We start from the raw sequence: 15,320 nt of genomic DNA on the forward strand, positions 1-15,320 counted from the left end.
GGGTTGGAGCACCGCCACCGAGACGAAGCCGAACACGTTTTCGGCCGCACTCAGCGCGCCGGGTTGCCGGCGTTCACCGGCCCGAACGGGGCCACAGCACCCACAGTTGCAATGGCTGCTTGAGGGTTGAGGCTTCCAGGTAGGCCGGATCGGTCCAGCTGCCCCAGCCGGTGAACAAATCGGCGCGCACCGCGCCCACGATGGCGCCACCGGTGTCTTGCGCCATCACCAGGCGCTGTGCGTTGAGCGCGCTGCCTTGCGTGGCGAGCCACACCGGTGTGCCGTAGGGAATGCTCTTGGGGTCAACCGCGATCGAACGGCCTGGCGTGAGCGGCACGCCCTGGGCGCCGCGCGGCCCCAGCTGGGCGCTGAAATCGGTCAGCGCCTCTTCACGAAAGAACACGGTGCGCGGGTTGGCCCAGAGCATTTCGTTGAGCCGCGAGGGGTTGCGCGCGGCCCAGTCGCGAATGCCTTCCCACGACGCGTCGCGAATCGCGCGCTGATCGAGCAGCCAGCGGCCCACGCTCTGGTAGGTGTGGCCGTTGTGGCCGGCAAAGGCCAGGCGCACCTGGCGCTGGCGGCCATCGGGTTCGGTGATGTTGAGGCGGCCTGAGCCCTGAATCTGCAGCACCAATGCGTCGATGGGATTGGCCAGCCAGGCCAGTTCACGGCCACGCAACTGGGCTTGCACATCGGCCCGGGTGTCGATGTCTTTGCGGGTGTACCAGTTTTGGCCGTTGCGCAGGCCCGCCGGAGGCCCATAGAGCGGCGTGCGGTGGGTGGCGGTGGGCAGGCGGCTGGCGTTCAGAATGGGTTCGTAGTAACCGGTGAGCAGGCCGCTGGGTCTGGTGCCATCGGGTTCATCGACACGGTAGGGCTGAAAGCGGCGCTGTACCCAGGCCAGCTGCTCGGCGGCGCTGGCGATGGCCAGAGGGCGGGCTTCGGCACACAGGCGCTCCTGGCCGGCAGCAGGGCGCTCGCAACCCAGCACCCAGGCGTTCCAGGCTTCGTGCAGGCTGTCGGCACCCCACCCGGGCAGCTCGGCCCAGCGCACGGGCGTCCAGCGGCTGCCGTTGCGCGCGATGGCCGGCGGCAGCGGGCTGGTATCGGTCTGAGGCCCGCCATCGATCGGTGCATCGGGCTCCGGGCCCGATGCACAGGCCACCAGGCTGCCTACAATGACGCTCACCAGGGCCCAGCGCCCTTTGCTCCATCCCGATCTGTTCATGCTGCTGTTGTTCCTTGAAGCGCTGGGCGCTTTGTTTCTGTTGCTGTTTATCGTGTGGTGGACCATGTTTTCAGGCCGCGAGAAGGGCGAGTTGCCACAGGCGCACAAGCCCGAAGACGAAACCAGAGACGACGCGCCACCGCCACCGTCACCACCCAAACCCTGAGTGCCCACTCAAAGCCGCCGGTGCTGCAGGGCAGGCAGTTGCTGGCGCACGCCGTTGAGGCGGGCCATGTCGATGTCGGCCATGGCCACACCCGGCCCCACGGCGTGCATGGCCATCACCTCGCCCCAGGGATCGATCACCATGCTGCGGCCCCAGGTGCGGCGGCCGTTTTCGTGTTCACCCCCCTGCGCGCTGGCGATCACGAAGGCCTGGTTTTCAATGGCCCGCGCGCGCAGCAGCACCTCCCAATGGGCCTGGCCCGTGGTGTAGGTGAAGGCCGAGGGCACCAGCAAAATCTGCGCGGCCAGCGCCTTGTAAAGCTCGGCAAAGCGCAGGTCGTAACAAACGCTCATGCCCACGCGCCAGGTCTGGCCCGAGCGGTCGCTCAGCTCGAAGGCCTCTGGCGTGTCACCCGCCTGCAGCACGACCGATTCGTCGTAGGCTTCGCGGCCGTTGTCGTAGCGAAAGAGGTGGATCTTGTCGTAGCGGGTGACGCACTTGCCTTTGGGGTTGTAGGCCAGCGAGGCGTTGGCGGCATGGGTCGGGTCGTCCACGGCCATGGGCAGCGTTCCGCCCACCACCCAGAGCTTGAGATCACGCGCCACGTCGGACAGGAAGTCTTGCACGGTGCCCAGACCGGGTTGTTCTGCAAGCAGCAGCTTGTCTTCGTCTTTGTTGCCCATGAAGCAGAAATACTCGGGCAGCACGGCGAGTTCGGCACCGGCCTGCGCGGCCTGGCGCAGCAAGCGCAGGGCTTCACTGAGGTTGGCATCAAGGCTGATGCCAGAGACCATCTGAATGGCGGCTACTTTCATCGACTCTCTCCGTTGGGGCCAGGGATTTTGCCGCCCAGCTTACTGCAAGCCACCCGACGCCGTGGGTCTTGCGGGCAACTTGCCCGCGCATCTGGCTTCGCCCATGCGCGCGGGGAGCCCGCGCGGCAGAACGAACTTCGGCCGCGATTCTCGGTTTTTCGCAGGTTTTGCGTCAACGCCTTCAGCCACTCAGGCGCCTAGCGCTCGACTTTTTTGACCTGTGGATCGGCCCATCCGCCGGTCACACGAAACTCTTGCGTGGCCGCGCTTTGCAGGGGCTGACCCAACAGGAACTGGGCAATGAAGGTGCCCAGCCCCACGGCCGGGTTGATGGCGGTGGCGATCAGGGCCGCGGTGCCGGCGTTGATTTCGGGCACCACCACCACCTTGAGGTCTTGTTGTTCCCGCCCGATGTCGGCGCTGCCTTCCATGAGCACGGCGGCGTTGACGCCTTTCATTTGCAGGTTGTTGGTTTTCGCCACGCCCTGCTCGATGGTGGCATCACCGCGCACGAAGTCAAAAGCGAAGCCTTCGGAAAACACATCGCGGAAATCGAGCACCAGACGGCGTGGCAACGATTGCAGGCTGAGCACGCTCAACAGCTTGGTGGCACCCGGCTCGACCTTCAGGAACTGACCATTTCGAACATTGGCGTTGAGCTGGCCCGACAGGCTGCCGTAGTCGAGCGACATGGGTGAGCCCTCCCAGCCAATGGTGCCGCGAATCGTGCCTTCGCCGCCGCGCACGGTACCGACATGGCCAAAGCGGGTGAGCAAGCCGCCGGCGTCGCGCACATCAAGCTCGATCTGAAGCGCGGTGCGCCGCGCGCTGCCCGCCCCGCTGCCCGGCGAAATGGCCCAATGGCCGATGGCGTTGAAGCGCGCTTCAGGCACCCGAAGGTTGAGCTTGGTGAGTTGCCATTCACGCGGCTGGCCGGCCTTGTTCTGGTTTTGCGCCTGAATGGCCACATAACCCAGGTTCCGGCCTGCGAGCGTGAAGTCGTTGACCTCGATGTCCAGCGACGGCATCGACTTGGGCTGTTGAAGCATTTCTTCAACGTCGCTCTTGGCCGAGGCCGCCAGATTCAGCTTGGCCAGCCGCGCGTAGATATTGCCCGGCGCATTGCCAGACGGCTGGCGGTATTCCAGGTAGCCGTTGAGCTGCTCGGCATCGATGTTGGCGCGCCACTGGTTGCCTTCGCGCGAGCCCCCGACCACCACGTTGTTGAAGGTGCGCCCGCCAAACAGCAGTTGTTGCGCCCGCACGGCCAGACTGGTGGGCAGATAGCCCAGGCTGATATCGTCGGCGCCTGCGGGGCTGGTCACAACCTCGCGCGGGTCAACGCCGGTGAGCTCGCTGAAAACGCGATCCCAGGCATCGGTGTCGATTTCGCTAAACCGGATGTTGGCCTGCACCCCTTGCGCGGGCATCGCCACCGTTTCGCCGGTGGCCAGGCCCGCTGCGATGCTGCCACGCAAGACCCGCGGCTCAACGCCCAGCACGTCGCGCTCGTAATCGAGTGTGGCCACTGGCAACGCAGGTTGGCCCAGTTGCAGGAAGAAGCGGTCGGTTCGCGCCACTTCGCCTGTGACATCGGTCGCCGCCGTCAATACCTTGTTCTGATAGTGCAGTGGCAAGACCGCGCCCGCGGCCTTGTTGAGTGGCGCAGGCAAGGCCACGGCCATGCCCTTTAAATCGGAGGTCACGGTGATTTCAGGCAGGCCGGCGCGAAACCCGAGTTCGGCCTGGTAGTCGGCGCTGCCGCTGGCCTGCGCGCTCAGGCGAGAGACCAGCCCCAGGCCTCCGTCGCGCAGCCCGTCGGCGGTGGCCGTGCCCTGGCCCGTGAACTGGATGCGGGAGATGCCCTGTGGGCTGGGTGCCATGCCGCCTTTGAACTGCAAGGCGCCCCCGTAGATCTGGGCTTTCGCGCCCGGGATGTTGAAGCCGTGCTCGCTGAAGGTGAGTTGCCCCACGGTGTTTTGCAGGCGCGGCGCCTCCGGGTTGATGTGCACATCGTTGCCGGTGAATGACACCGAGCCCTGCACCGCGGTTTGATCGATCCGGTGCAGCGGCAGCTGCAGCTGAAACTGGAGCTGCGCCGGGCCGCTGATGGTGCTGCGTTGCAAAGCCCGGCCCGTGAAGTAGTTGACCGGCGAGGCGCGAACAAAATCAAGCATGCCGGTGGCCGGGCCTTGCGCCTTGGCCGATACCTTGAGCAATGGGTCGTTGATCAGGTCAGCGATCGAGGCCTCGGCCTGGCTCAGGCCAACGCCGGGCGATCCGTCAAGGGTGGCTTGCAGCTGGGTGAGCTTGAGTGAAGCCCGGTCAAGCAGCAGCTGGCCACTCACACCTTTGAGCGCCGGCCAGGCCGCATCGCTGCCGTTTTGCAAATAGGAAGGCACGTAGGCGAAATCGACTCCCTTGAGTTGCGCGGCGATGCGGAACTCGCCTTTGGCGTCGGGGTGGTTGAAAGGCATGTCCCACAGGTCGCCGCGGATGCGGAAGTCCACGGTGCCCACGGCGCCGCCGAGCACCGATTCGCGCACGTAGCGCTGCGCCAGCGGCCCGATGGCGATGGGCAGGTAGCGGTGAACCCGGTTGGCCGCACCGCGGGTGAGCCGCGCATTGAGATCGAGCACGCCCGGGAAACGCGATTTGGAGGCGCTGGTGGCGGGGTCGCTGGTGGACCAGTGCGCACTGACCGTGCCTTCGGTGTCGTCGTTGGCCAGTTGCAATGGGTCGAGCCAGGCTTCGATGCGCTCGCCCTGAATGCGCCAGCGCGCTTCGGTGTCCAGGCGGTTGAGCGACACCAGGGATTCTTCAAAGACGCCGGGCAGGTCCAGGGCGCCCTGCTTGACCTGTATCGAAGCGCGGCCGCCATCCTGGTTGAGATCAAATTCGACCTGGGCGCCGCGAATGCCCGGGCGCCCCGGCAGCACATGGCCAAGCGAGGGCTCGATGCGCGGCTCGCCGCCTGCCAGCGCCAGGCCGCTCACACGGCCAGTGGCTTTGTAGCGATAGGTTTGCCAGCCTTCAGCGGCAGGGGTGGCCTCCGCCGTGCCTTCGCCCGATGTCGCGGGGCCCTGCCAGTTGACTTTGAGCCCTTCCATGCGGCCTTCGGGGTCGAGTTTGAGCAGCAGGGCACGGCTGGCATCGGGCAAAGGCAGGCGCGTGGCGATCGTGGCCAGCGCGGCCAGTTCCAGCCGGTCGGCGCTCAGGTCGGTGCTGGCAGCCTGGGCGCCCTGGGCTCGCTGGTGCTTCAGGCGCAGCGCGCCCCCTGGCCAGTCGAGGCCCTCGGCGGTGCGAAATTGCAGGTTGTCGCTGGTGACGTCGAAGCCATCGGCATTCCACGCCGCGCTCACCCGGCCATTCAGGGTGTCGATGGCCAGTTCGGGCAGCTTGGGGCCGAGCGTGGTGGCGAACTGCTTGAGCGAGACATCCACCGTGGCCGACACCGGCTGGCCTTGCTTCACATCGGTCCAGGCACGCAGCCGGCCTTCGCCGGAGCGCAGCGTGACGCCCCAGCTGGTCAGGTCAAGGTAGGGTTGCAGCTGGCCCACATCGACACGGGCGAAGTCGGCGAAGAGTTCGCCGCTCCAGTTGTGCCAGGGGGGTTCCCCGGCACTGGCACCAACGGCCATGCCGAGATCGAGCAGGGGCTGCCGAAAGCGCCCGCGCAAGCTGAACCGCTCACCGCGTTCGGGCGGTGGCGTGGCATCGATCTGGAACGCATGGCTGCGGCGGCTGTTGCGCACCACCAGGCTCAAATCGCTCAAGGCCACAGGCGGCTGCTGCTTGAGGTCATCGGTCCAGCGCACCGTGCCCCGGCGGATCACAAATTCGGTTTGCGAGAAAAACCAGTCGGCCACCTGGCTGTCTTCGTCGGCAGGGCCAGAGAAGTCCAGGCCGGCCACTTCAAATCGGTTGTCGGTGGTGCGGCGCACATCAAGGGTGGGCGAATCGATCGCCAGGCGCTCGAAACCCAGACGCCACAGGGAGCGCACCGATATGGCGATATCCACCTGCGGCAGGTGCAAGGCCTCGCGGCCAGCGGGGTCATAGAGGCGCACATCGCGCAGGGCAAACGAAGGCACCAAAGCCGGCAAATAGCGGCTGAAGCCCTCGGTGGGGTTGCTTTCGGTCTCTGCCTGAATGGCCCCGACTTTTACCGGGACCCCGAGTGTCTGACCCGCCCAACGCTCCAGCGCGGGACGCGCTTCGTCGATTCGCGGCACAATCACCAGATGGATCGCACCCAGCGTCAGCGCGAACAAGCCCCACACGGCCAAGACCGCCCACAACAACAGCCGTGCAGCCATCGAGAGGGTTCTGGGGATTCGCGGAGTGTTTGCGACAGGGGCCGGGTTTTGATTCATATCCACTGCAAATTATGACCGTCCAACCACCCGAGGGTTCCGCACCCGCCGCCGCCGCTGAATTGGCTCCTGCTCTGGCCGAGCATTCCCGTTTTGTGCAGCGCATTCGCCGCCGTTACGCCAGCGAACTGCCCTGTTTGCCGCCCGGCGCACCGGTGCACGAATCCATGCAGGTTGCGCTCGCCGCCTTGCTCGAACGCGGGTTCGACCTGCCATCGGCCTTGCGGGTGTTGCGCCAGCTGGTGCTGGAACGCCTGGCGGTGCTCGATTGCGAACAACAGGCCCCGCTGGCCGACATCACGCGCTCGGTGACCGAGCTGGCAGAGCTGGCCCTCGACGCCGCCTGCTCGCTGGCCTGGACCGAGCTCGACGCCACCTACGGTGCACCCATTGCCGACCTGTCAAGAGACAGCAGCTACTGCTACAGCCCCCTGTCCAGCGATGAGCCCGTCGACACGGCGCCTCAGCGGGCCCAGTTGTGGGTGGTTGGCATGGGCAAGCTGGGCGCTCGGGAGCTCAACGTTTCCAGCGACATCGACCTGATCTACGTCTACGACCACGACGGCGAGACCACTGGCAACGCCGAAGGCCGCAACCGCATCAGCAACCACGAGTACTTTGGCAAAGCGGTCAAGCACATCTACAACACCGTGGGCGAAGTGAACGAACACGGGCAGGTGTTCCGGGTCGATCTGGCCTTGCGGCCCAACGGCAATTCGGGGCCGAGCGCGGTGTCGCTCAATGCACTGGAAGAGTATTTTCTGGTGCAGGGCCGCGAGTGGGAGCGGTTTGCCTGGCTCAAGAGCCGCGTGATCGCGCCCCGTGCCAATGTGGCCGATGGCACCGCCGGAGGCCTGCGCGGCGCCGTTTTGCCTTTCGTTTTCCGCAAATACCTGGACTACAGCGTGTTTGAGGCCCTGCGCACTTTGCACCGTCAGATTCGCGAACACGCCAGCAAACGCGCCGCAGGCAATCCGGGGCGCGCCAACGATGTGAAGCTGTCACGCGGCGGGATTCGGGAAATCGAGTTCACCGTGCAGCTGTTGCAGGTGGTGCGCGGTGGCCAGTTCCCCGAGCTGCGCACCCGGCCCACGCTGGATGCGCTGCAACGCCTGTGCAAGGCCAACCTGATGCCGCAGGCCACGGCCGATGCGCTGGCCAGCGCCTACGATTTCCTGCGCCGGGTGGAACACCGCGTGCAGTACCTCGACGATCAGCAGACCCACGTATTGCCGACCCGCGACGACGATCTGGCCTGGATCGCCGCCAGCATGGGATGCGCCAGCCTGTGCGCCTTCCTGCACACCCTCGATGCCCACCGCGAAACCGTCGCCCAGGAGTTCGACACGCTGCTCGGTGGTGCCGGTCAGGGCCAGTGCAACGGCAAGGGCTGTCAGAAGATGGGCTCACGCTCACCCGCCGAAGAGCTGGAGATCCTGCTGCCCCAGCTGCCCGAGGCTTTCGCCGACAAGCTGCGCGAATGGAGCGACAACCCGCGGGTCAAGGCGCTGCGGGACGGTGCGTTTCTGCGCGTGGTCCGGCTGATCGAGCGCACAGGCGCCTGGGTCGAAGAAGGCCGGGTCAGCGAAACAGCGGCCCTGCGCCTGACCGACTGGATCGAGCCATTGCTGCGCCGCGAAAGCTACCTGGCGTTGTTGCAGGAAAGGCCTGCGGTGCATGAACGCCTGCTGCGCCTGCTGGGCGCGGCGAAATGGCCCGCGCGCTACCTGCTCAAACACCCCGGCGTGATCGACGAACTGGCCAGCCAGCAACTGCTGACCGACCGCTTCGATGGCGTGCAGTTTGAAGAAGACCTGGAGGCTCGCCTCGCCGCGTTGCGCTCGACCGACGAAGACGACGAAGAGGCACTGCTTGATTTGCTGCGCCGCGCCCACCACGCCGAGGTGTTCCGCACCCTGGCGCGCGACCTGGAAGGCGTGCTGACGGTCGAGTTTGTGGCCGACGACCTGTCCGCCCTGGCCGATACCGTGCTCAACGTGGCGGCGCGCTGGTGCTGGAACCGGTTGAAAAACCGCCACCGCGAAGAGCCCAATTTCGCCATCATTGGCTACGGCAAGCTGGGTGGCAAGGAACTGGGCTACGGCAGCGACCTCGACATTGTTTTTGTATTCGACGACGACGATGAAAACGCGGGAGAGATCTACGCGACCTTTGTGCGCAAGCTGATCAACTGGTTGTCGGTCAAGACCGGGGAGGGCGACTTGTACGAAATTGACACCGCCTTGCGCCCGAACGGCAACTCGGGCCTGCTCGTGACCAGCTTTGAGGCGTATGCCGCTTACCAGGAAAAGCGCGGCAGCAATACCGCCTGGACCTGGGAGCACCAGGCCATGACCCGCGCGCGCTGCGTGATCGCCCCCAAACCCGCCATCGCCAGCGGCGAACCCGGGCTCGCCGAGCGGTTCGAGGCGGTGCGGCAAACGGTGATCACGGCCGAGCGCGACAACGCCTTGCTGGTTGACGAAATCGTGGCCATGCGGGAAAAGGTGCGCGCAGCGCACCGCCTGCCGGCCGACCGCTTCGATGTGAAGCACAGCGTCGGCGGCATGGTGGATGTGGAATTCGTCGTGCAATACCTGGTGCTGGCCCACTCACGCACCCACCCCACGATGCGCGACAACACCGGCAACATCAAGTTGCTGCACCGTGCCCAGAAATGCGGCCTGTTGCCGCCAGGCATGGGCGAGGCGGCGGCCAGGGCTTACCGTGAACTGCGCCGGATTCAGCACCGGGCGCGGCTCGATGAAATCCCCACCCACGTGGATCCCGACTCGGTTCAGGAAGAGGCCGCCGCCGTGCAGGCGCTGTGGCGCCACGTGCTTGGCCACGATCCTCAAACATGAACCGCTCTTCGGGCTGGTTGCTCGTGTGCGCGTTACACGGGGTGGCCAGCATGCTGCTCTGGTGGGCTGGTGATGGCCTGGTTCAAACACTGATCTGGCGCGCCGATACCTGGCATGCCCAGCCATGGACGCTGTTCACCAGCGCCTGGGTTCACCTGAACACACCACAATTGATCGTGAACCAGATCGCCCTGGGCCTGCTGGCGGCATTTGCCTGGGTGGTTCGCCCTTCGTGGCCGTGCACGCTGGCCTGGTTGCTCGCCTGGCCACTGACGCAGATCAGCTTGCTGTGGTGGCCCCACATTGGCTACGCCGTGGGCTTGTCGGGGCCGTTGCATGCGGGGTCGATGATTCTGGCTGTGCAGCTCATGCTGCAGCGCATCGCGGTACCCAAGGCCGGGCGCTGGGGCGCCATGCTGGCATTGGGCGTACTGACCAAACTGGCTCTCGAACAAGGCTGGCGCAACCCGGTGGTCTGGGACAGCAGCAACGCCATCTCGGTGGTGCGGGCGGCGCACCTGTCGGGCGCGGTCTGGGGCGTCGTGCTGGCTTTGTTGCTTGGCTGGATCGCCACGCGCCAATGGGCGCGCCACCACGCCACCACGAACCGGGAAAGCGACGGGTCTTTCGGGAATTCGTCGCCCCTGTGACCCCGGCGCAGCTGCGCGTTACACACAGAAACAGGCTTGCGGGACGCCGCCGGGAACTTCCGCGGGAGATAACCGCTCTATCTGGACAGCAGCGCAATGGAAAGCCCGTTTGCCTGCTGCCGGTTTCTTGGCTCTGCAAAGCCTTCCAGTCGCAAGGCTGGATGCAATCCCGAGGCGGTTCTTCCTCCTCCTCCCTCCCTCCTTATTCGTCGCGGGGCGCTTTGCAGGCTTTTCTATTTGAGACGGAAGGCGCCACCTGGTTGGCGCTGGCGAAGACCAGGGCGGTCATCGCCCTGTCCCCTCTCATCACCCCCTTGCCAGTCGACGCGCACGCCCGCCAGGCTTATTCGGGCGCGGTGTCGACGAAGCTCTGGCGCAGCGCCAGCTTGGCATAGAGCTTGGCCAGATTGGGGTGGTCAGCACGCCAATCCAGCGCTGGAAAGCGAAAGTCGAGGTAGCCCAAGGCACAACCCGCCGCCAGGTCGGACAGGCTGAGGTGTATGCCCGAGCAAAACGGTTTGTCCCCCAGCCCGCGGCTCATGGCCTTGAGCGAGGCGGTGATCTTGCCCATTTGCCTGTCGATCCAGGCTTGTGAGCGCTCGCCTTCGTTGCGCCCGGGCCAGGTGGCTTCCAGCCGCGCCAGGATGGCGGCATCGAGCAAACCGTCGGCCAGCGCTTCCCAGGTTTTCACCTCGGCGCGCTCACGGCCAGACACGGGAATCAACTTGCCCACGGGTGACAACGTGTCGAGGTATTCCACGATCACGCGCGAATCAAACACCGCTTCCGCCCCGTCCATCACCAGGCAGGGCACCTTGCCCAGCGGGTTGGAAGTGGCGATTTGCGTGTCGGCCGACCAGACGTCTTCGGTCACAAACTGGTAGTCCAGTTTCTTCTCGGCCATGACGATGCGCACTTTTCGAACGTAGGGGCTGGTGATGGCACCGATGAGTTTCATGAATGTGGTTCGATTGGGCAGGGGTTCCCGCAGCCCGCCATTTTAGCCAACCATGGAAGCCGCAAACCTGACTTTGGCCCTATCCAGGGGTCTTTGCCGCCAGCGGACGGGGTTCAAGGCTCGCACCCTGCGGCGTGGCTTTCGCGGGAGGAGGCATTCGCGGCGAAGCACATCGCCCGCAAAACCACAGCCCACAAGGATTCGGCCCAAAACGGCCGTCTGGCGCACCGGTTGCCGCGTCGCTTGCCGCACGCCACACGACGCACCAGGCAGGCACGCCAGCCATCCCGTTTGACACCCGAACGTGCATCTCAGGCGTTTTGAACGCCATCCCTGGCACCCTTTTACAATCGCGCCATGCGCCCAAACTCCTCTGCCCCATCGCCAGCCACAAAGCCCTCATCCGGGAACACCCTGTCGCCCATCACGGCGCTCTCGCCGCTGGACGGCCGTTACGCAGGCCGCCTGGCGCCCCTGCGACCATTCATGAGCGAGCTGGGCTACATGCACCGCCGTGTTCAGGTCGAAATCGCCTGGTTTGTCGCCTTGTCCGATGCTGGATTCGACGAGTTTCAGCCTCTTTCGCCCGGCGCCCGCACCTACCTGCTCGGCCTTGTGAAAAACTTCAGCGAGGCCGACGGCCTGGCCATCAAGGACATCGAAAAGGTCACCAACCACGACGTCAAAGCCGTGGAGTACTGGATCAAGTCCAAATTCGAAGCCCGGCCCGAACTGCAGAAAGCAGCAGAGTTTGTGCATTTCGCCTGCACCAGCGAAGACATCAACAACACCAGCCACGCCCTGCAACTCAAAGGCGGTCGCGACACGGTGCTGCTGCCTGCGCTTGACGGCATCATCGCCAAGCTGCGCGAGATGGCGCATGCGTTTGCCGAAGTGCCCATGCTCAGCCGCACCCATGGCCAAACGGCCAGCCCCACCACCGTGGGCAAAGAGATCGCCAACGTGGTGGTGCGCCTGAGCGCGGCGCGCGAGAAGATCGCCCGCGTCAAGCTGATGGGCAAGATGAATGGCGCGGTGGGCAACTACAACGCCCATCTGTCTGCGTGGCCCGATTTCGACTGGGAAGCGTTCAGCAAAAACGTGATCGAGACGCCCGAGCCACTGGGCCTGGGCCTGACCTTCCAGCCCTACAGCATCCAGATCGAACCGCACGACTACATGGCCGAGCTGTTCGATGCCATGGCGCGCACCAACACCATCCTGATCGACCTCTCGCGCGACATCTGGGGCTATGTGAGTCTGGGTTATTTCAAGCAGCGCCTGAAGGCCGGCGAAATCGGTTCTTCGACCATGCCGCACAAGGTCAACCCGATCGACTTCGAAAACGCCGAAGGCAACCTGGGGTTGGCCAACGCCATGCTCAGACACCTGTCGGAAAAGCTGCCGATCAGCCGCTGGCAGCGCGATCTGACCGACTCCACCGTGCTGCGCAACATGGGTGTGGCCATGGGCTACGCGGTGCTGGCCTACCACTCCATGGCTGTCGGCCTGGGCAAGCTGGAGCTCAATGAAGAGGCGCTGGCCGAAGACCTGGATGCCGCGTGGGAAGTGCTGGCCGAGCCGATCCAGACCGTGATGCGCCGCTTTGGCGTGGTCGGCGCCTACGAGAAGCTCAAGGAAGTCACGCGCGGCAAAACGGTCACCGCCGAAGCGCTGCACGGCCTGATTCACAGCCTGGAGATCCCCCAGGGCGAGAAAGACCGGCTGCTGGCCATGACCCCGGGCAGCTATGTGGGCATGGCCGCCAAGCTCGCGCGCCGCATCTGACCACGACCACGCCGAACCCCTCAATGGCCGGTATTTCCGGCCATTTTTTTGTCCCGAGTGGCTGAATTCGGGAGCCAACTCCAGTCCGGTTTGATCTGGCTCAAACCGATGCGGGCCCAGCCGCCCTAGAGTCACGGCCTTGTCGCGCGCACAAGGCGCGCAGCACCCGCGCTCATCCTGGCGTGCGGCAACCCCCAGCAAACCACCGCCAACATGGCTATCGAACTTTTCAACCAGGGCGGCCACGTGTGCCTGATGTTTTCCCACCTGAGCGATGAAGGGGGCAACGCCGTGCAAGCCAACCAGTTTCTGGTGATCCACGGTGACGCCGGCGCCATCATCGACCCGGGCGGCAACATGGCCTACAACGAGCTGTTGCTCACCATTGGCCGGTTCTTTCCACCCAACAAGCTGGACAAGATTCTGGCCTCGCACGCCGATCCGGACATCATCGCTTCGCTGGACCGGTGGATGACAAGCACGCAGGCCACGCTCTATATCTCGCGCCTGTGGGAGCGTTTTGCGCCGCATTTTTGCAAACCCGGCAAGACCCAGGGTCGCATCATCGGCATTCCCGATCCAGGGCAACACATTCCCCTGGGCGACAGCCACTTGATCGCCCTGCCAGCCCACTTCATGCACTCAGAGGGCAACTTCCAGTTCTGGGATCCCGTGAGCGGGATTCTGTTTTCCGGCGACCTGGGTGTGTCGATGGGGACGTCCGATGACGCCGCCAGGCCGGTCTCCTCACTGGCCGGCCACATCCCCAAAATGGAAAGCTTTCACCGGCGCTACATGGTCTCGGGCAAGGTGCTCAAACTGTGGGCCCACATGGCGCGCACGCTGCCCATCCGCATGATCGTGCCCCAGCACGGCTCGCCCATGACCGGTGCTGCGGTCGCTGAATTCATCGACTGGGTCAGTGATTTTGATTGCGGGGTGGACCACCTCACACAAGCCAATTACGTGGTCCCCGACTGAAGCATGCGTTGCCGCAGCGCGGGTCGCCGCCCTTCTATTCGATGGCGCGCTCGGCGTAGCGGTTGAAGCGCCAGGAGTCGCCTTCGAGCGTGATGCGGCGCCACGTGACCCGCTTTTCGGCCGGGGTCATTTCTGTCCAGCGCTGCACCTCATCAAAGTACCGGCCACAACCTTTGCAGACTTCATCACCCTGACTGGTCGAGCAAATCGCAATGCAGGGCGTATCGGGCTGCCTCTCGAACCAGGCCATCCAGGCCATGCGCGCCGCAACGGGCATGCTCGTTTCGTCTGCCGTGGTCTGGTGGTGATAGACCATCAGGGCATACACCTCGGCCAGCGCCGCCAGCTCGGGACACAGCGCCAGGTTGTGATCCACGGGCTCCCGCGCACGCCACAGGTTGATCGCGGCTTCGATGTCGGAGATGTGGATGCCTGCCATAGAGCGCTTGATGATAGCCAGCCTTCGAGAAACCAGCCGGGCCGAAAGGTCGGACCCTTCCGTTGGCGGCCGATACAATTCACCCACTCCAAGGGGCGAAGATCTCCGTTCCCGGGTCTGTGGTCAATCGGCCAGGCTCAGGGGGTGTTTGGATCAACAGCAACACGGGGCCACCAGGCGCCTGCGCGACACACACCCGGCCGGGCCACAGCCTGTCTCATGTGCCACGGTGGCGCCCAAGACCGGTCAGGCCCTGCTTCTGGCGCCAAGACACCGGGCGCGTCCCTCTCTCCACTCTTCTTGGCACACATTATGGAATTTCTGACTTCACCCGAGTTCTGGGTGGCCCTGGGCCAGATCATCATCATCGACATCCTGCTCGGCGGCGACAACGCCGTGGTGATCGCGCTGGCCTGCCGCAAGCTGCCGCCTGCCCAGCGTGCCAAGGGCATCATCTGGGGCACCGCGGGTGCCATCGTCCTGCGCGTGGTGCTCATCCTGTTTGCGATGACGCTGCTCAACCTGCCCTTCCTCAAATTCATCGGGGCCCTGTTGCTGGTGTGGATCGGTGTGAAGCTCATCGCGCCCGACGAAGACGATCACGACGGCATCGAAGGCAGCGACAAGCTCTTTGCCGCCATCAAAACCATCATCGTGGCCGATCTGGTGATGAGCGTGGACAACGTGATTGCCATCGCCGGCGCCGCCCAGAACTCGGGCGAGCACTCCACCTTGCTGGTGGTGCTGGGCCTGCTGATCTCCATTCCGATCATCGTGGCGGGCAGCCAGCTGGTGATCAAGCTCATGGCACGCTTCCCCTTCATCATCGTGGCCGGCGGCATGTTGCTGGGCTGGATCGCAGGCGGCATGCTGGTGACCGACCCGGTCTTTGCCAACCCCGGTGAGTGGCTGTGGATGGCCAAGATCCCGCAATCGAGCGCCGTGAAATACGGTGCGGCCATCGCTGGCGCGTTGCTGGTTCTGGCCATCGGCAAAGTCCTCGCGAACAGGCAGGTTTCGACCGATCCGGCTTGATATCGCATCGCTCAGTGCTA

11 protein-coding genes are annotated in these 15,320 nt (G+C 64.8%); 6 read left to right on the forward strand and 5 right to left on the reverse strand.

What is annotated here, in order from left to right; all coding sequences use genetic code 11:
* Positions 1-73: 73 nt before the first annotated feature.
* Positions 74-1,294 carry a murein transglycosylase A gene (gene mltA, locus LPB072_RS22375; RefSeq protein ID WP_066096958.1) on the reverse strand — a complete coding sequence of 407 codons (1,221 nt, stop codon included), beginning with the start codon at positions 1,292-1,294 and terminating at the stop codon, positions 74-76.
* Here mltA and LPB072_RS23765 point away from each other — a divergent pair.
* Entirely contained in the window at positions 1,227-1,394 is a 168-nt protein-coding gene (locus LPB072_RS23765; RefSeq protein WP_197508881.1) for a hypothetical protein, read from the forward strand. The two genes, mltA and LPB072_RS23765, sit on opposite strands and share 68 nt — an antisense overlap.
* Before the next feature lie 8 nt (positions 1,395-1,402).
* Here LPB072_RS23765 and LPB072_RS22380 read toward each other — a convergent pair whose 3' ends face one another.
* Positions 1,403-2,209, reverse strand: coding sequence for a carbon-nitrogen hydrolase family protein (locus tag LPB072_RS22380; RefSeq protein WP_066096389.1), 807 nt, complete (start codon positions 2,207-2,209; stop codon positions 1,403-1,405).
* Positions 2,210-2,406: 197 nt separating this feature from the next.
* A complete protein-coding gene (locus tag LPB072_RS22385) occupies positions 2,407-6,528 on the reverse strand; it encodes a YhdP family protein (RefSeq protein ID WP_157694190.1) in 4,122 nt (1,373 codons plus the stop codon).
* A gap of 71 nt (positions 6,529-6,599) precedes the next feature.
* On the opposite strand from LPB072_RS22385, the gene glnE reads away from it, so the two are divergent.
* On the forward strand, positions 6,600-9,449 hold the full coding sequence (glnE, locus tag LPB072_RS22390; protein WP_082877179.1) for a bifunctional [glutamate--ammonia ligase]-adenylyl-L-tyrosine phosphorylase/[glutamate--ammonia-ligase] adenylyltransferase: 2,850 nt from the start codon (positions 6,600-6,602) through the stop codon (positions 9,447-9,449).
* Positions 9,446-10,099: a rhomboid family intramembrane serine protease gene (locus LPB072_RS22395; protein ID WP_066096395.1), complete on the forward strand. Its 654-nt coding sequence runs from the start codon at positions 9,446-9,448 to the stop codon at positions 10,097-10,099. Before glnE ends, LPB072_RS22395 begins: the two co-directional genes overlap by 4 nt.
* Positions 10,100-10,442: 343 nt before the next feature.
* On the opposite strand, the gene LPB072_RS22400 is transcribed toward LPB072_RS22395, so the two are convergent.
* Complete coding sequence (locus LPB072_RS22400; RefSeq protein ID WP_066096398.1) at positions 10,443-11,057, reverse strand: glutathione S-transferase N-terminal domain-containing protein; 615 nt, start codon at positions 11,055-11,057, stop codon at positions 10,443-10,445.
* A gap of 357 nt (positions 11,058-11,414) precedes the next feature.
* On the opposite strand from LPB072_RS22400, the gene purB reads away from it, so the two are divergent.
* Positions 11,415-12,845, forward strand: a complete 1,431-nt coding sequence (gene purB / locus LPB072_RS22405; RefSeq protein WP_066096401.1) for an adenylosuccinate lyase — start codon at positions 11,415-11,417, stop codon at positions 12,843-12,845.
* Between the two features lie 213 nt (positions 12,846-13,058).
* Positions 13,059-13,826: an oxygen-binding di-iron domain-containing protein gene (locus LPB072_RS22410; RefSeq protein WP_066096403.1), complete on the forward strand. Its 768-nt coding sequence runs from the start codon at positions 13,059-13,061 to the stop codon at positions 13,824-13,826.
* Between the two features lie 34 nt (positions 13,827-13,860).
* Here the strand turns inward: LPB072_RS22410 and LPB072_RS22415 are convergent, their stop codons facing one another.
* Positions 13,861-14,265 (reverse strand): DUF3717 domain-containing protein, encoded by a 405-nt coding sequence (locus LPB072_RS22415; protein WP_066096406.1) that lies wholly within the window; start codon positions 14,263-14,265, stop codon positions 13,861-13,863.
* Between the two features lie 312 nt (positions 14,266-14,577).
* On the opposite strand from LPB072_RS22415, the gene LPB072_RS22420 reads away from it, so the two are divergent.
* Complete coding sequence (locus tag LPB072_RS22420) at positions 14,578-15,300, forward strand: TerC family protein (RefSeq protein WP_066096409.1); 723 nt, start codon at positions 14,578-14,580, stop codon at positions 15,298-15,300.
* The last annotated feature ends 20 nt before the right edge of the window (positions 15,301-15,320 follow it).

The organism is Hydrogenophaga crassostreae, assembly GCF_001761385.1.
Taxonomy (GTDB): Bacteria; Pseudomonadota; Gammaproteobacteria; order Burkholderiales; family Burkholderiaceae_C; genus Hydrogenophaga; species Hydrogenophaga crassostreae.